Raw genomic sequence first — 14148 nt, forward strand, 5'->3', positions numbered from 1 at the left:
CAAGCGGCAGATGGCCGTAGAACGGTACGGGGGCGTGTGATTAGGCTGCGTCCCATGGCCAGCGATGTGGACACCGCACCGCTCGTGGGCCGGGCCGAGCTGGTGCAGACGGTTCGGTCGGCGCTGCTCGGTGACGTGGCACAGGGGCAGACGGCCGCCGTCTTCCTGACCGGTGAGAGCGGTGTGGGCAAGACCCGCCTGCTCGGCGAGATCGGTGCCCGATTGCGCGACCAGGGCGCATTGGTGCTGACCGGCAGTTGCCTGGACATCGGCGACGCCTCGCCGCTGCACCCGTTGCTGCAGGCGCTGCGGCGTTTCGACGCGGACCTGTCCGCGTCGCAGGCCCGCACCTCGTCGGCGGTGCGCGGGCTGTTGCAGATGTTCGCCGACGAGACGGGCGGCCCGGACGGCGCGGGCGCCCTGCTGGAACGCGTCTCCCGAGGGCTGCACCTGATCGCCGAGGGGCGACCGCTGGTGCTGATCCTGGACGACCTCCAGTGGGTCGACCGCAGCACCCGACAGCTGCTGCTCTACCTGCTGGCCGGTCTCGGTGACCTTCAGCTCTCGGTGCTGGCGGCGGTGCGGGCCGAGTCGTTGCAGGGCGCGCACCCGCTGCGTCGGGTGCTCACCGAACTGCGCCGGCTGCGGACGGTCCGGGTGCTCGACCTGTCCCCGCTGGACCGCGCCGACACCGAGCAACTCGCCGCCGCGGTGGTCGGCCGGGCGCTCCCGCCCGACGCGGCCGAGCAGGTGTGGCAGCGCAGCGGCGGCAACCCGTTCGTCATCGAGGAGTTGGCCCGCGACCTGCGCGAGGGCCGGGACGGCCTGTCCGAGACGCTGCGCGAGATCTTCCTCGACCGGGTCGACGCGCTGCCGCAGCACGCGCACGCGGTGGTGCACGCCGTGGCCGCGGGCGTCGAACCCGTGCAGCACTGGCTGCTGGCCGAGGTGTTACGGCTGCCGGAGGACGAGCTGATCGACGCCGCGCGCGCCGCGGTCGCGCACCGGCTGCTGGTCGGCGCCGACGACGGTTACCGGCTGCGGCACCGCCTCGTCGCCGAGGTGCTGGCGCACGAACTGTTGCCGGCCGAGCGCTCCGGGCTGCACCGCCGCTACGCCGAGGCGCTGACCGCCGCGCCGGGTGAGCTGCACCAGGCCCGGCTGGCGCATCACTGGCGGCTGGCCGGCGACCCGGCGCGGGCGTTGCCGGCGGCGGTGGCCGCCGCGCAGGAGGCCGAACGGCTGCACGGTTACGCCGAGGCGCACCGGCACTGGTCGGTGGCGTTGCAGCTGGCCGGCGACTCCGGGTCGGTGGAGGTGGACCGCACCGAGCTGCTCGGTAACGCCGCCGAGGCGGCCCACCACTGCGGCGAGCACGTCCGCGCGTTGGCCCTGCTGGAGGAGCTGGTCGCGGTGCGCGGCGGCGCCCCGAGCTGCGCGCTGCACATCCGCCGGGCACGGTACCTGGCCGCCGCCGGCCGCTCGGCGCTGGCCGAGGAGGAGTACGAGCGGGCGCTGGAGGCGTCGGACTGCTCCGCGCGGGACCGGGCCTCCGCCGCCGCGCGGCTCGCCGAGCTGCTACTGCACCTGGGTCGGTACGCCGACGCGGGCCGGCGCGCCCGGGAGGCGCTGGCGCTGGCCGAGAACGTGGAGGGTTCCGCCACCGAGGTCGTGCTGGCCAGCTCGGCGCTGGGCTTCAGCGACGCCTTTCTGGAGGACCCCGACGCCGGGCTGGCCGTGATGCGCCAGGCCCTCGACACCGCCGAGCGTGCCGGCCAGCCCGAGGACGTCGCCTGCGCCTACCTGCACCTGGCGGAGCTGTTGACCGGGCCGCTGAACATCCTCGAAGAGGGCGTGGTGGTGGCACGGAGGGGCGCCGAGCGGGTGGCCGAGCTGGGGCTTGGCCGCACCTGGGGCACACGACTGCTGGCCATCGCCATCAACGGGCTGTTCCGGGTGGGGCAGTGGGCCGAGGCGGAGAAGGTGGTCGCCGCAGCGCTGCGGCACCGACCGTCCGGGGCGGACGCCGTCGAGCTGCTACTGGCTCGCTGCCGACTCTCGGTGGGCTACGGCGACATCGAGGCCGCCGGTCGGGACCTCGACGCGGTGGCGACCCTGCTCGCCGGCGGTGGGGCACGCCACGTGATTCCGCTGCTCACCCTGCGTTCCGGGCTGGCGATGTGGGAGGGCCGGCACGACGTGGCGCGGCTGGCGGTCCAGCGTGGCCTCACCGAGAGCCGCTCCGACGACGTGATGATCCTTTCCGCTCTGGTCTGGCACGGGCTGCGCGCCGAGGCGGAGGCGCACGCCAGCCGCACCGTGGACGTGGACCCGACGGCCGTACGCCGGCTGCGGGACGTCGCCGACCGGATGGCCCGCAAGAGCGCCGGAGCGGCCCGACCGGTGCGGTCGGTGGTGGAGGGCTTCCTGGCCCTGTGCGCCGCGGAGGTGAGCCGCCTCGACGGCAGCGACCCGGAGCTGTGGGCCACCTCGGTCGCCGAGTGGGAACGCCGCAACCACCCCTATCCGGCGGCGTACTCCCGGTTGCGGCAGGCCGAGGCGCTGCTGGCCAGGCGCAGTCGGATCGCCACCGCCGGCAAGCTGCTGCGGGAGGCGTACCGGGTGGCGCAGGGGTTGGGCGCGGTGCCGTTGACCTCGGAGATCCGTGAGCTGGCGGGACGGGCCCGGGTGTCGCTGGAGGAGCGCGACGCCGACGGCGCGCGCGCCGCCGCGTCGGCCGAGCCGGTCGACGACGAGTTGGCGGCTCTCACCGCGCGGGAGCGGGAGGTGCTCGCGCTCGTCGCGGAGGGGTTGACCAACCGGGAGATCGGGCAGCGCCTGTTCATCAGCGAGCGGACCATCGGCGTGCACGTGTCGCACATCTTCGACAAGCTCCAGGTCCGCACCCGCGTCCAGGCCAGCGCGATCATGCTGCGCAACTCCCGCGGCTGACCTTCCCGATACGTATCCCGGCGCGTGTGCGCGCCGGGATACGTCGTTCTACTGATCCCGGCGGTGGCTCTCGGCTGAGAGGCTGAGCCCCGTCGACGGCGCCCCGGGGGCGTCACGACCACTATGGAGGAGAGATGACCGAACCCGTCTGGGGGCCCGTGCACCGGGACATCGTCGACCTGCTCGCCGATCATCCGGCGGACGTGCCGGCGGTGGTCGATCACCTCACCAAGCTCCAGGACATGCTGGTGCGGCTCCCGCCGCTGGAGGCGAGCTGCCCGCTCGCCGACTTCAACAAGCTCTACCTGACGATCACCAGCAGTGTGCTGGACGGCCTGTACGACGACCGTTTCGTCGACCCGGCGTTCCTCTCCCGGCTGGACGTCGAGTTCGCGGCCCGCTACTTCGACGCCCTGCGGTTGTGGAGCGACTCCAGCCCCGGTACGCCGAAGGCGTGGTCGTGCCTGTTCTCCCGGATGCGTGGGCCGGACGCCCGCCCGTTGCCGTCGGCGGCGGCCGGTGTGAACGCGCACATCAACTTCGACCTGCCGTTCGCGTTGGTGACGACGTTCGACCATCTGGAGTCGGAGCCGGTCGACGGCACCGACCAGCATCACGACTACCTCGAGATCAACAAGATCTTCGCGGACAAGATCCCCGGCCTGCGCCGGGGCTATCTGGAGCGGTGGCAGCTGCTCATCGACATGCTCAACGGCGACATCGACGACTGGTACCAGGGGGAACTGGTCGAGTACACCCGCGATGTCGCCTGGCGCAACGCGCAGAAGATCTGGCGGTGCCGGCACGATCCGGATGCCCGCGAGTGTGAGCGCACGCGGTTGGACGACAACGCCGCGGCGCTCGGCCGGCTGCTGCTCTCGCCCCTCGGGGCGTTCCTGCAGTAGCCGGGACGGGGGGTCCCCGCGCTCCGCCCCGTGGGGGGCGGCGGAGCGCGGGGGCGCGTCCGCCCCACCAGCTCCATCCACCCGCGGGTCGACCGGTTCGCCGGCGGCGGCGGGGAGTCAGCCGGTCGGCCCGGGGGGTGTCGACCGTCTGCAGTCGTCGGCCGGCCGGGGGGTGCCGGCCGGCGGCGGGGGAGCGGTGCGGGCCGGGCTCGCTGCGCCGGCCGGCGGGGTCGGGGCGGGCCCCCCGCCCGCGCCCCCGCCCCCGCTTGGGTCCGGCCCCCCCCCACCCCCAGGNNCGTGCGTGGGGGGGGGGGGGGGGGGGGGGGGGGGGCGGGGGGGGGGGGGGGGGGGGGGGGGGGGGGGGCGGGGGGGCGGGGCGGGGGGGCGGGGGCCGCCCCCCCGCCCCCCCCCCGCGGCCACGGATGGGGACGGGCCACCGCACTCACTCTGCCGGGGCCCCGGGACCGGCCGCGGTGCGCGGACCGTCGACGGCGTGCCCTCCGGGGGTGTCGGTCGCCCCGAACGGGGTACGCCCGCGCCATGACCGTCCTGGCCCGGCGCCGGCCCGCCGCCCGACCCCGCCCCGCCCGGCCCGGCCCGCTGCGGCCGGGTGACCCGGTGCCACGACCCGCCGCCCGTCCCGGTGCGCGATGACCGCAGCCGGTGTCCGGTTCCCGTTCCGCTTCGACCCGGCGTTCCGTCCGGCGCTGGCGCTGTTGGGCGTGCGGCCTGCGACGGCCTGGGTCGCCGTCACCGACGAGGACCTGCTGATCCGGTACGGGCCGTGGCGGCTGCGCACCGGCCGGGACAACGTGCTCGGCACCGAGGTCGGTGGCCCGTACCGCTGGTGGCGGGTGATCGGCCCGCACCTGTCGCTGGTCGACGGCGGCGTGAGCTTCGGCAGCAGCACGGCGGGCGGGGTCTGCCTGCGCTTCGGCGTACCGGTGCCGGCCCTGTCGCCCGGCGCTTGGCCCCGGCACCCGGCGGCCACGGTCACCGTCGCCGACCCGCCGGCCCTGGCACGGCTGCTCGCCGGATGAGGACCTGCCCTGAGTAGGCCATCCGCGTGCCCCGTTCCGCCGGTCGGGCCGCCGGCTACCACCTACCGTCGGATCAGGACCTGCGAGGGTGGGACGGGCGATGGCTGACGAACACCGGGCGAAACCGCGACGCTGGAGCGGACGACGCCACACGCCGACCGGACCGGACCCGGCCCTGCGCGCCGCCCGCGACCCGGCCCGCCCGCACTCCGGAGGCCGGCAGGGTGTGGTGGTGCCCGAGCGGGTCGCCAGCCCGGCACGGTCGGCGCCGCCGGCCAGTCCGCTGCGCCGGTGGCTCTTCCAGCACCAGGTACAGCCGCCGGGCCCGGAGACCAGCGAGGGGCAGAACCGCAGGCACGCCTGGTGGCAGGTGATGTGCCTGACCGGCGTGGACTACTTCTCCACCCTGTCGTACCTGCCGGGCATCGCGGCCGTGGCCGCGGGTGCGCTGTCCCCGTTGGCGACTCTGCTGATCGTCGCGCTGACCCTGTTCGGCATGTTGCCCATGTATCGTCGCGTGGCCCAGGAGAGCCCGCACGGGCAGGGCTCGGTGGCGATGCTGGAACGGCTGTTGCCGTTCTGGCGGGGCAAGATCTTCGTGCTCGTGCTGCTCGGGTTCGTGGCCACCTCGTGGATCATCACGATCACCCTGTCCTCGGCCGACGCCACAGTGCACCTGCTGGAGAACCCGTACCTGCCGGACGCCCTGCACGGTCCGGCGGTGCCGGTGGTGGTCACCGTGGCGCTGCTGCTCGTCCTCGGCGGCGTGTTCCTGCTCGGCTTCCGCGAGGCCGTGGTGGTGGCCATCCCGCTGGTGGCGGTCTTCCTCGTCCTGAACGCGGTGATCGTGGTGGTCGCGGTGACCCGGATCGTCGAGGACCCCACCATCGTGTCGGACTGGACCACCGCGCTGACCGCGGGCGGCGGGGCGGGCCACGTGCTGATCACCGCCGTGCTGGCGTTCCCGCTGCTGGTGCTGGGGCTGTCCGGCTTCGAGACCGGCGTCAGCATGATGCCGCTGGTGTCGGCCGACGGGCCGGACCGGGCGGCCCGGCTGGCGGCCCGGATCCGCAACACCCGCCGGCTGCTCACCACCGCGGCGCTGATCATGTCGGTGTACCTGATCTCGACGACCTTCGTTACCACCGCGCTCATCCCCGCCGCCGAGTTCCGCCCGGGTGGCCGCGCGAACGGTCGGGCGCTGGCCTTCCTCGCGCACACCTACCTGGGTGAGGTGTTCGGCACCGTCTACGACGTGAGCAGCGTGTTCATCCTCTGGTTCGCCGGCGCGTCGGCCATGGCCGGGCTGATCAACATCGTGCCCCGCTACCTGCCCTCGTACGGCATGGCCCCGGAGTGGGCACGCGCGGTGCGTCCGGTGGTGATCGTCTACACAGTCGTCAGCGTGGCCATCACGATCGCCTTCCGGGCCGACGTCAACGCCCAGGCCGGGGCGTACGCCACAGGCATCCTGGCGATGATGGTCTCCGGCGCGGTGGCGGTGACCATCTCCGCGGTGCGGCACCGCCAACGCGTCGCCGGCGTCGGTTTCACGCTGCTGACCGTGGTGCTGCTGTACGCGCTGTTGGAGAACGTCGTCGAGCAGCCGGACGGGATCACCATCTCGGCGCTGTTCATCCTGGCCATCATCGTGGTGTCGCTGATCTCCCGGGTCACCCGGACCACCGAGCTGCGCGCCGAGCGGATCGAGTTCGACGAGCCGGCCCGTCGGTTCGTCGCCGAGTCGCTGGCGCACGACGGGCAGCTGCACCTCATCGCCAACAAGCGGCAGAGCGGCTCGGTGAAGGAGTACACGATCAAGGAGCGGGCGCAGCGGGGTATGAACCCGGTGCCCGGGGCCGCGGACGTGCTGTTCCTGGAGATCGACGTGGTGGATCCGTCGGAGTTCAGCCAGGTGCTGCGGGTGCACGGCGTCGAGGTGGCCGGTTTCCGGGTGCTGCGGGCCAGCAGCCCCGCCGCGCCGAACGCGATAGCCGCGATCCTGTTGGCGCTGCGCGACGCCACCGGGGTACGCCCGCACGCGCACTTCGAGTGGTCCGAGGGCAGCCCGATCGCGCACCTGCTGCGCTACCTGATTCTCGGCCGGGGGGACACCCCGCCGGTGGTGCGGGAGATCATTCGTCGTACCGAGAAGGACCCACTGCGTCGGCCGGGCATCCACGTCGGCGGGTGAGCGCGCGTCGTCTGGTGTCGTAAAAGATGAATGGCAGCACTATTCACGTTCACACCTTCCTGTCCGGATTGCGGTCCTATCGTGACCTTTGGTGGTTGGCGGCACGTCGGTCACCCCACGCCCCGATTGGCGCGGTTACGTCACGTACCCAGGAAGGCAGGCACCTGATGTCCACGTACCGAGGAGACCGCCCGGCACGACCCAGACGGCGGTCCCGATGGTTCTTAGCCGGTGGGCTCCTGGCCGGGAGCCTGGTGGTGGGGGCGGCCGGCGCCGCCGCCGCGGCCGACCGTGACCTGTCCCTGTCGGGCCTGGGCAGGTTGACCACCCCGGCCGCCCGCGACGACGACCGGCAGCCCGACGACCGGTCCGCGCCGGAGCGTGGCGGCGACGACGCCGAGAGGGCCCGCCCGCACACCCCGGGCACCGGCAGGCACGGCGTGATCGAGGTGCCCTGCGACGCGGCGAAGCTGGTGGCCGCGTTGGTGACTGCCAACGCGGAGGGCGGCGGGGACCTGCGGCTCGCGCCCCGGTGCCGGTACACCCTCACCGAGGCGTTCCACGAGACCGACCAGTACGACGGTGGGATCCGCGACGCCCGCGAGCAGGCCGACGCCGCGGAGACCCCCGGGGACGCCGACGCTCCGCCGCACAACCCGGCCGACGACACGTCCGGCCTGCCGGTGATCTACCAGGGCATCACCATCGACGGCGCCGGCGCGACCATCGCCCGCGACGCCCAGGCCGCGCCGTTCCGCTTCTTCACCGTCCGCGACGGCGGCGAGCTGACCCTGCGCGACGTCGAGCTGCACAACGGCCGCTCGCTCATCGAGGGCGGCAGCGTGCACGTCGTGCACGGCGCGACGGCAGTGGTGGAGCGGGTCACCGTCACCCAGAGCACCTCGCTCTCGCCCGAGGGCGGCGGCGGTGGGATCTTCAACGACGGCAACATGGTGGTCACCGACTCCACGTTCGTCGGCAACAGCGCCTCCGGCGCCGCGGGCAAGGGCGGGGGCCTGCTCAACGGCGGTGTGCTGACGCTGAAGCGCTCGGAGTTCCGCCACAACAGCGCCAACGGCTACGGCGGCGGGCTCGGCAACTACCGGGGCGCGGCGGACGTGGACACCACCACGCTCGCCGAGAACAGCGCCGGGCAGGGTGGCGGCCTGGCCAGCTTCTCGGCCCGGACCAAGGTGTACGACACCGAACTGCTGAACAACACGGCCCAGGTCGGTGGTGGCGCCGCCAACTCCGACGCGGTGCTGGTGATGCGCAAGATGACCATCCGCGGCAACACCTCCACCGTCAACGGTGGGGCCATCTCCACAGTCAAGGGCCTGCTGCCCCTCGACGACAGCGTGGTCGACGGCAACACCACGCACGGCATCGGGGCCGGCATCTACGCGGAGAAGTCCAACCTGCTCGTGCGCGGCAGCGACGTGACAGGCAACGAGGCGGTCGGCGCGACGTCCAAGGGCGGTGGCATCTACGCCTCCGCGGGCTCGGTGGCGCTCTACACGAGCAAGGTCACGCACAACGCGGCGACGGTGAAGCCCGGCGGCATCTTCGCCGAGCACGCCCAGGTCAAGCTCGACGACGAGAGCGTGGTCGTCGAGAACGAGCCGACGAACTGCGAGGGCAGCACGGTGCCGATCGCGCACTGCTTCCGCTGAGGCGCCGACACGCGCACTCGTCCCGAGCGCACATCCTGAGCGCACCCGCCCGCCCGGACAGCCGTCCGGGCGGGCGTGCGCCGTCAGCCGAGGGCGCGCAGCCGGGCAGCCAGGTCTGCGGCGAAGAAGTCGAGGAAGCCGTCGGGGTCGCCGCCGGCGTTCTGCAGGACGACGTGGTCGAAGCCGGCGTCGACGTACGAGCGGACCTTCGCCACGTGCGGCTCGGGGTCGGGGCCGACGGCGAAGAGCTCGCGGATGTGCTTCTCCTCCACGTGGGCGCTTGCCGCGTCGAAGTTGACCGGGTTCGGCAGTTCGCTCATCACCTTCCAGCCGGTGACCATCCACCGGCTGGTCCGCAACACCGCCTGCACCGCCTGCTGTTCGTCGGTGGCCCAGGCCAGTGGCACCTCGGCGTATCGCGGGCCCGATCCGCCGGCCCGCCGGTAGTGCTCGACGATCGAGGCGTCCGGATCGGTGGCGAACAGCCCGTCGCCCAGTTCGGCGGCCAGCCGGGCGGACGCCTCCCCGCTGGCGGCGACCGCGATCACCGGCAGGGTGTCCGGCAGGTCGAAGACCCGGGCGTCCTCCAGGTGCAGGTGTCGCCCCTCGTACGACTGGTAGCCGCCCTGCCAGAGCAGTCGGATGATCTCCAGCGCCTCGCGTAGCCGGACGTGTCGGCCCCGCACGCTGGGGAAGCCCTGCCCCACGACGTGTTCGTTGAGCCGTTCGCCGGCCCCGACGCCGAGGGTGAAGCGGCCGTCGGAGATCAGTGCCATGGTCGCCGCGGCCTGCGCGATGATCGCCGGGTGGTAGCGCACGGTCGGGCAGGTGACGCCCGTGGCCAGGCGCAGCGTGGTCGTTTTCGCCGCGATCGCGCCGAGCACGCTCCAGGTGAAGGACGAGTGGCCCTGCGCGTCCAGCCAGGGGTGGAAGTGGTCGCTCATCTCGACGAAGTCGAAACCGGCCTGCTCGGCCCGGACGGCCTGCCGGATGATCTCCTGCGGCCCGAAGCCCTCCGAGGCCAGCTTGTAGCCGATCTGCATGGCACGCTCCCGATTCCGTCCACTCGCTGACGCCGGTCGGTTCCCGTCCTCCGCGCCCACAAACGCCGCCCACGGGTCCGAACCAGCCTCCTAGGACGCCCCACGCGATGTGGCGGATGCCCGGAGCCCGGCGGCGGCAGAGCCGGACGGGGTGCGACACCCCCAACCCCGGGGCAGCAGAAGGCCCGCGCCCCGGACGGGCGCGGGCCTCCTGGAACGTCTTCGTCCTACTTGGACGGCTCCGGCAGCTTGCAGTCGACCTTGGGGTTGGCCCCGATGTAGTTCAGCGGTCCGGCCACGATCGTGACCAGGATCGTGCCGGCCTCGGCGCAGTTGGTGTCGTCGCCGCTGTAGTAACCCCGCTGACCGCCGGCGATGGCGCCGATCACCAGCCAGATCACGACGATGACTCCGAGTATCGAGGTGCCGCGCATCGCTGCCTCCTGAAGGTATGTGGTGGATCTGAGGTGCAGGCGTTGTACCCAATCGGGTCGCGCGGCTAACGGTGAGCGTCCGGCACCCCCGCCGGATCCTCCGTCCGGCCGATGACGTCCGCCGTCGGTACCGCACCGGCATCGGCCGCCCGCATCGTGTCCCGACGGTCGGCTATCGGATCGCCGACCAACCCGGCCGCCGCACGGGCCGCCGGACGTAGAACTGCCTCACGGCCCCGCCGAGGAGGACCCATGCACGCCCCCACCCCATCCCTGTACATCGACCGCCCCGAGGACGTCGCGGTCGCGGCCCGCGCGCTCGCCGGCGGCGCGGTCGTCGCGGCGGCGTTCGCCAACTTCTACGTCATCGTCACCCGGCCGGACGCGGCCACCGTACGCCGGGTCAACCTGGCCAAGGGCCGCCCGGTCCACCAGGTCGGCAGCATCACCACCGCCGTCGGGCGGATCCCGGGCATGTTCGACTGGTCCCGGATCTCGCCGCGGTTGCCGATCGGCCGGGTGCGGGCCCTGATGGACGCTCTCTACGGCGCCGGGCCGTTCGGCTTCCGGGGCCCCGCCGCCGACCGGTTGCCCGACCACCTCACCCAGGTCGACAGTGGCCTGCGTACCACGCAGGTCATCGCTCCCGGTCTTACCTGCCCGTCCAACGCGTTCTTCGAGCGGGCGCTCGCCGAGACCGGCACCGATCACCTCTACATCACGTCGGCGAACCGGTCCCGACACCACACCGGTGCGGCCGAGGAGCCGGCGCACTGGAAGGCAGGCGCGCTCGCCGCCGACTTCGCCCACCTCGACGACCTGGTGGTGCTCGCCCACCCCGACGAGGCGGCCGCCCGCGCCGCCTACCCCGGCTACCTCACCACCTCGGTGACCCTGCTCTCGTTCCACGCTCCGGAGGGCGAGCTGGAGGAGCCGCCGGTGCTGACCGTGGACCGGCACGGTTCGCTGCACCTGGACGACGTCCGCCGGGCCGCCGCGCCGCTGGGCCTCCAGGTGCGCCTCGGCGACACCGCCGGGCGGCGGTTGCAGGTTCGGGGGTACGCGGGAGCGCTGGTGTGAGCCACTACCGGGTCGGCCTGGTGGTGCCCAGCTCGAACACCACCATGGAGACCGAGATCCCGGCCATGCTGCGTCGGCGGGAGGCCGTCGACCCGACGACCCGGTTCACCACCCACGCCAGCAGGGTGCGGCTGCACCAGGTGACGGCCGACGAGCTGGCCCGGATGAACCGCTCGTCGGTCCGCTGCGCCGCCGAGCTGGCCGACGCCCGGTGCGACGTGCTCGCGTACGCCTGCCTGGTGGCGGTGATGTGCGAGGGCGTCGGCGCGCACGAGCGGGCCGAGCGGCGGTTGGGCCGGGCGGCCGTGCGGGCCGGGCACGACATGCCTGTGGTGACAAGCGCCGGCGCGTTGGTGGCCGGACTGCGGGCGTTGGGCGCGCGTCGGGTGGCCCTGATCGCGCCGTACCTGCCGCCGCTGACCGCGACAGTCGTCGCCTACCTCGCCGGGTACGGCGTACGGGTCACCGAGGCGCTGAGCCTCGGCGAGCCGGACAACGTCGCGGTGGGCCGCATCCCGACGGCGCGGCTGGTGGAGCTGGCCGACCGGCTGGACGTGACCGACGTGGACGCCGTGGTCCTCTCCGCCTGCGTGCAGCTGCCGTCGCTGGCCGCGGTGCCGCTGGTGGAGGCCCGCCTCGGCCGGCCGGTGCTCACCGCCGCCACCGCCACCGTGCACCAGCTGCTGACCGTGCTCGGCGTCGAGCCGTACGTGCCGGACGCGGGTCGACTGCTGGCCGGCGCCGCGGTTCAGTGCGGCGGGGCGGGGGCCTCCGGCGGTTTGCCGCGACTGCGGCGATAGTCGGCGTACGCGACGCCTACCAACACCAGCAGGGCACCGAGGGAGGCGAAGATCGGCGGCAGGTACATGGCCGCCGGTGCGAGCGTCAGCAACGCCAGGAGACCGCCGGCCCGCGACGGCGAGACGCGGCTGAACACCTCGTACTCGAACGAGGACCGGCCGACCAGGAACAGCGCCGGTCCGCCGAGGATCACCGCGACCCAGGCCGGCGGCGTACGGCCGTTGTGCTCGTGCAGCACCAGGTCGAACCCGGAGGCCGTGACCACCACTCCGGCGATCATCAACAGGTGGGTGTACGGCGCGGTGAACAGGAACTTGCCCGGCGCTCCGGACATCTTGATGGCCGTCGGCAGCAGTTGGCCGGACTTGTGGACGTAGATCCGCCAGAGCACAAGCGTTGTCGCGAACGCCACCGCGAACGCGGCGATGTTCTGCGCCTCGGAGTGGGCCAGGTTGAACATGGTGCCGATGGTCAGGATGGCGTCGCCGAGGGCGATGATGAAGAACTGCTGGTACCGCTCGGAGAGGTGCTCGGCCTGGACGTTGCGCTGCGGCTCCGGCACCACCCCCAACCCGGGCACCGGGTACGCGAGCCGGAAACCGCCGTAGTCGATGGCGAGCGCGATGGCCCAGCACGCCAGCCGGGCGTCGCCGCTGACGAACGCGCCGATGATCCAGGGGATCGCCGACACGGTGAACCAGACGAAGATGCGGACGGCCCTGCGTTGGGTCTGCGGTTCGCGGCGTACGGCAGGCATCAGGAACAGCCCACGCCCGAGGTGGATGGCCACGTACGTGGCGGCGAAGACGATTCCCCGTGCGCCGAACGCCTCCGGGATCGCGGTGGTCATCAACAGGGCGCCGAACATCACGGCGCTGATCAGCAGTTTGATCTCGGTGCGTTCCGGGTCGTACAGGTCGGTGACGAGGGTGGTGATCGCCCAGGTCCACCAGACGGCGGCCAGCAGGATCAGCGCCTGCCCGGCCCGGTGCCAGTCGAGCTTGTCGACCATGCCCCGCGAGATGAGGGCGAGGGCGACCACGTACACCAGGTCGAAGAAGAGTTCGAGCAGCGTCACCCGGCGGGGGGAATCCGGGTCGCGTACCGGTGGTCGGGTGTTGCGGTGCCCGGGCTCCGGCGCGGAGAGGTGCACGATTGCTCCTGCGGTGCCGGTGGACGCGGCGGGCCGTCCGGCTCACCTCGACCGACGCTAGCCAGCGGCCGAGCCCGCCAACCCGTATTCGGCCGGTCGTCCCCCGACCGGGGAGGCGGTCGATCGACTCGGTTTCCCTGAGGTCGGGGTGTCCGGGCGGGGCGGACGGCCCGGTTCCATGGATGCCGAGTTGATCAAATGTCCCGACCCCGGTCGCTCCGCCGGAACGACGGAACCCCCGGCCGGCCGTCGAGAAGACGGGCGTCCGGGGGTTCGGTGTCGACACTCAGCCCTGGCTGCCGCCCGGCAACACCGCCGCCGCCTGGTCACCGGCGCCGGCCAGGATCCGAGCCTGCTGGGGCCAGGTGGCCAACGCGGGTGCCGCACGCAGACCGGCGGCCCGGATCAGGTCACGCAGCGCCGGCTCGTCCAGCTCGCCGAGCTGGGCGTAGGTGCGGACACCGGCCGCCTGCAACGCGGCCGCGATCTTCGGCCCGACCCCCTGGATCCGGCGGAAGTCGTCCGCCGGGCCCGTGGGCTCGGTGTCCGCCTGCGTCGGCGTGGTGTCGGCCGCCCGGACCGGCGGGGCGGCCCGCACCGGCTCGGCGTCCGCGACGTCCGTCGCGGTCGCGGCCGCCGCAACAACCGGCGTCGCCTCGACCGGGGTGACCTCGGCGTACGGGGGGTCGGCCTGCGGAGCCTCGGCAGGGGTGACCTCGGCGTCCGTGGTCTCGACCGGCGTGACGTCGGCGCGCGTGGTCTCGACCGGCGTGACGTCGGCGTCCGTGGTCTCGACCGGCGTGACGTCGGCGCGCGTGGTCTCGACCGGCGTGACGTCGGCGTCCGTGGTCTCGACCGGCGTGACGTCGGCGC

At 73.3% G+C, this 14148-nt stretch carries 11 protein-coding genes; 7 read left to right on the forward strand and 4 right to left on the reverse strand.

Translation table 11 applies throughout. The annotated features are described in order from the left end of the window. Positions 1-54: 54 nt before the first annotated feature. From ACGFIE_RS07435 to ACGFIE_RS07455, 5 genes are all read left to right on the forward strand, one after another. Positions 55-2952, forward strand: a complete 2898-nt coding sequence (locus tag ACGFIE_RS07435) for an AAA family ATPase (RefSeq protein WP_393292071.1) — start codon at positions 55-57, stop codon at positions 2950-2952. 134 nt (positions 2953-3086) lie between these two features. Further along, entirely contained in the window at positions 3087-3857 is a 771-nt protein-coding gene (locus tag ACGFIE_RS07440) for a DUF5995 family protein (RefSeq protein WP_393292073.1), read from the forward strand. 650 nt (positions 3858-4507) lie between these two features. Then, positions 4508-4897: a hypothetical protein gene (locus ACGFIE_RS07445; RefSeq protein ID WP_393292076.1), complete on the forward strand. Its 390-nt coding sequence runs from the start codon at positions 4508-4510 to the stop codon at positions 4895-4897. 100 nt (positions 4898-4997) lie between these two features. Further along, the gene (locus tag ACGFIE_RS07450; protein WP_393292077.1) at positions 4998-7091 is read left to right on the forward strand and encodes an amino acid transporter; all 2094 of its coding nucleotides are present in this window, start codon (positions 4998-5000) and stop codon (positions 7089-7091) included. Positions 7092-7258: 167 nt separating this feature from the next. Then, the gene (locus ACGFIE_RS07455) at positions 7259-8764 is read left to right on the forward strand and encodes a hypothetical protein (RefSeq protein ID WP_393292079.1); all 1506 of its coding nucleotides are present in this window, start codon (positions 7259-7261) and stop codon (positions 8762-8764) included. Positions 8765-8847: 83 nt separating this feature from the next. Here ACGFIE_RS07455 and ACGFIE_RS07460 read toward each other — a convergent pair whose 3' ends face one another. Together ACGFIE_RS07460 and ACGFIE_RS07465 are read right to left on the reverse strand one after the other, a co-directional pair. Next, the gene (locus tag ACGFIE_RS07460; RefSeq protein WP_393292082.1) at positions 8848-9807 is read right to left on the reverse strand and encodes a TIGR03557 family F420-dependent LLM class oxidoreductase; all 960 of its coding nucleotides are present in this window, start codon (positions 9805-9807) and stop codon (positions 8848-8850) included. Positions 9808-10034: 227 nt separating this feature from the next. Continuing rightward, positions 10035-10241, reverse strand: coding sequence for a hypothetical protein (locus tag ACGFIE_RS07465; RefSeq protein WP_007460667.1), 207 nt, complete (start codon positions 10239-10241; stop codon positions 10035-10037). A 252-nt stretch (positions 10242-10493) separates the two neighbouring features. Between ACGFIE_RS07465 and ACGFIE_RS07470 the strand changes: the two genes are divergently transcribed. Beyond that, positions 10494-11321: a hypothetical protein gene (locus tag ACGFIE_RS07470; protein ID WP_393292085.1), complete on the forward strand. Its 828-nt coding sequence runs from the start codon at positions 10494-10496 to the stop codon at positions 11319-11321. After that, a complete protein-coding gene (locus tag ACGFIE_RS07475; protein WP_393292087.1) occupies positions 11318-12121 on the forward strand; it encodes an Asp/Glu racemase in 804 nt (267 codons plus the stop codon). Before ACGFIE_RS07470 ends, ACGFIE_RS07475 begins: the two co-directional genes overlap by 4 nt. Here ACGFIE_RS07475 and ACGFIE_RS07480 read toward each other — a convergent pair. Continuing rightward, positions 12070-13275 carry a low temperature requirement protein A gene (locus ACGFIE_RS07480; protein ID WP_393292089.1) on the reverse strand — a complete coding sequence of 402 codons (1206 nt, stop codon included), beginning with the start codon at positions 13273-13275 and terminating at the stop codon, positions 12070-12072. The genes ACGFIE_RS07475 and ACGFIE_RS07480 overlap by 52 nt on opposite strands. Before the next feature lie 286 nt (positions 13276-13561). Continuing rightward, on the reverse strand, positions 13562-14148 hold a 587-nt coding region (locus ACGFIE_RS07485), incomplete at its 5' end, for a hypothetical protein (protein ID WP_393292092.1).

This window comes from Micromonospora sp. NPDC049275 (assembly GCF_043197115.1).
Classification (GTDB): Bacteria; Actinomycetota; Actinomycetes; order Mycobacteriales; family Micromonosporaceae; genus Micromonospora.

Coding starts and splice junctions, on each gene's coding strand:
- ACGFIE_RS07440 (WP_393292073.1), top strand. CDS start 3,087: ATGACCGAACCCGTCTGGGGGCCCGTGCACCGGGACATCGTCGACCTG.
- ACGFIE_RS07435 (WP_393292071.1), top strand. CDS start 55: ATGGCCAGCGATGTGGACACCGCACCGCTCGTGGGCCGGGCCGAGCTG.
- ACGFIE_RS07460 (WP_393292082.1), bottom strand. CDS start 9,807: ATGCAGATCGGCTACAAGCTGGCCTCGGAGGGCTTCGGGCCGCAGGAG.
- ACGFIE_RS07455 (WP_393292079.1), top strand. CDS start 7,259: ATGTCCACGTACCGAGGAGACCGCCCGGCACGACCCAGACGGCGGTCC.
- ACGFIE_RS07450 (WP_393292077.1), top strand. CDS start 4,998: ATGGCTGACGAACACCGGGCGAAACCGCGACGCTGGAGCGGACGACGC.
- ACGFIE_RS07465 (WP_007460667.1), bottom strand. CDS start 10,241: ATGCGCGGCACCTCGATACTCGGAGTCATCGTCGTGATCTGGCTGGTG.
- ACGFIE_RS07470 (WP_393292085.1), top strand. CDS start 10,494: ATGCACGCCCCCACCCCATCCCTGTACATCGACCGCCCCGAGGACGTC.
- ACGFIE_RS07445 (WP_393292076.1), top strand. CDS start 4,508: ATGACCGCAGCCGGTGTCCGGTTCCCGTTCCGCTTCGACCCGGCGTTC.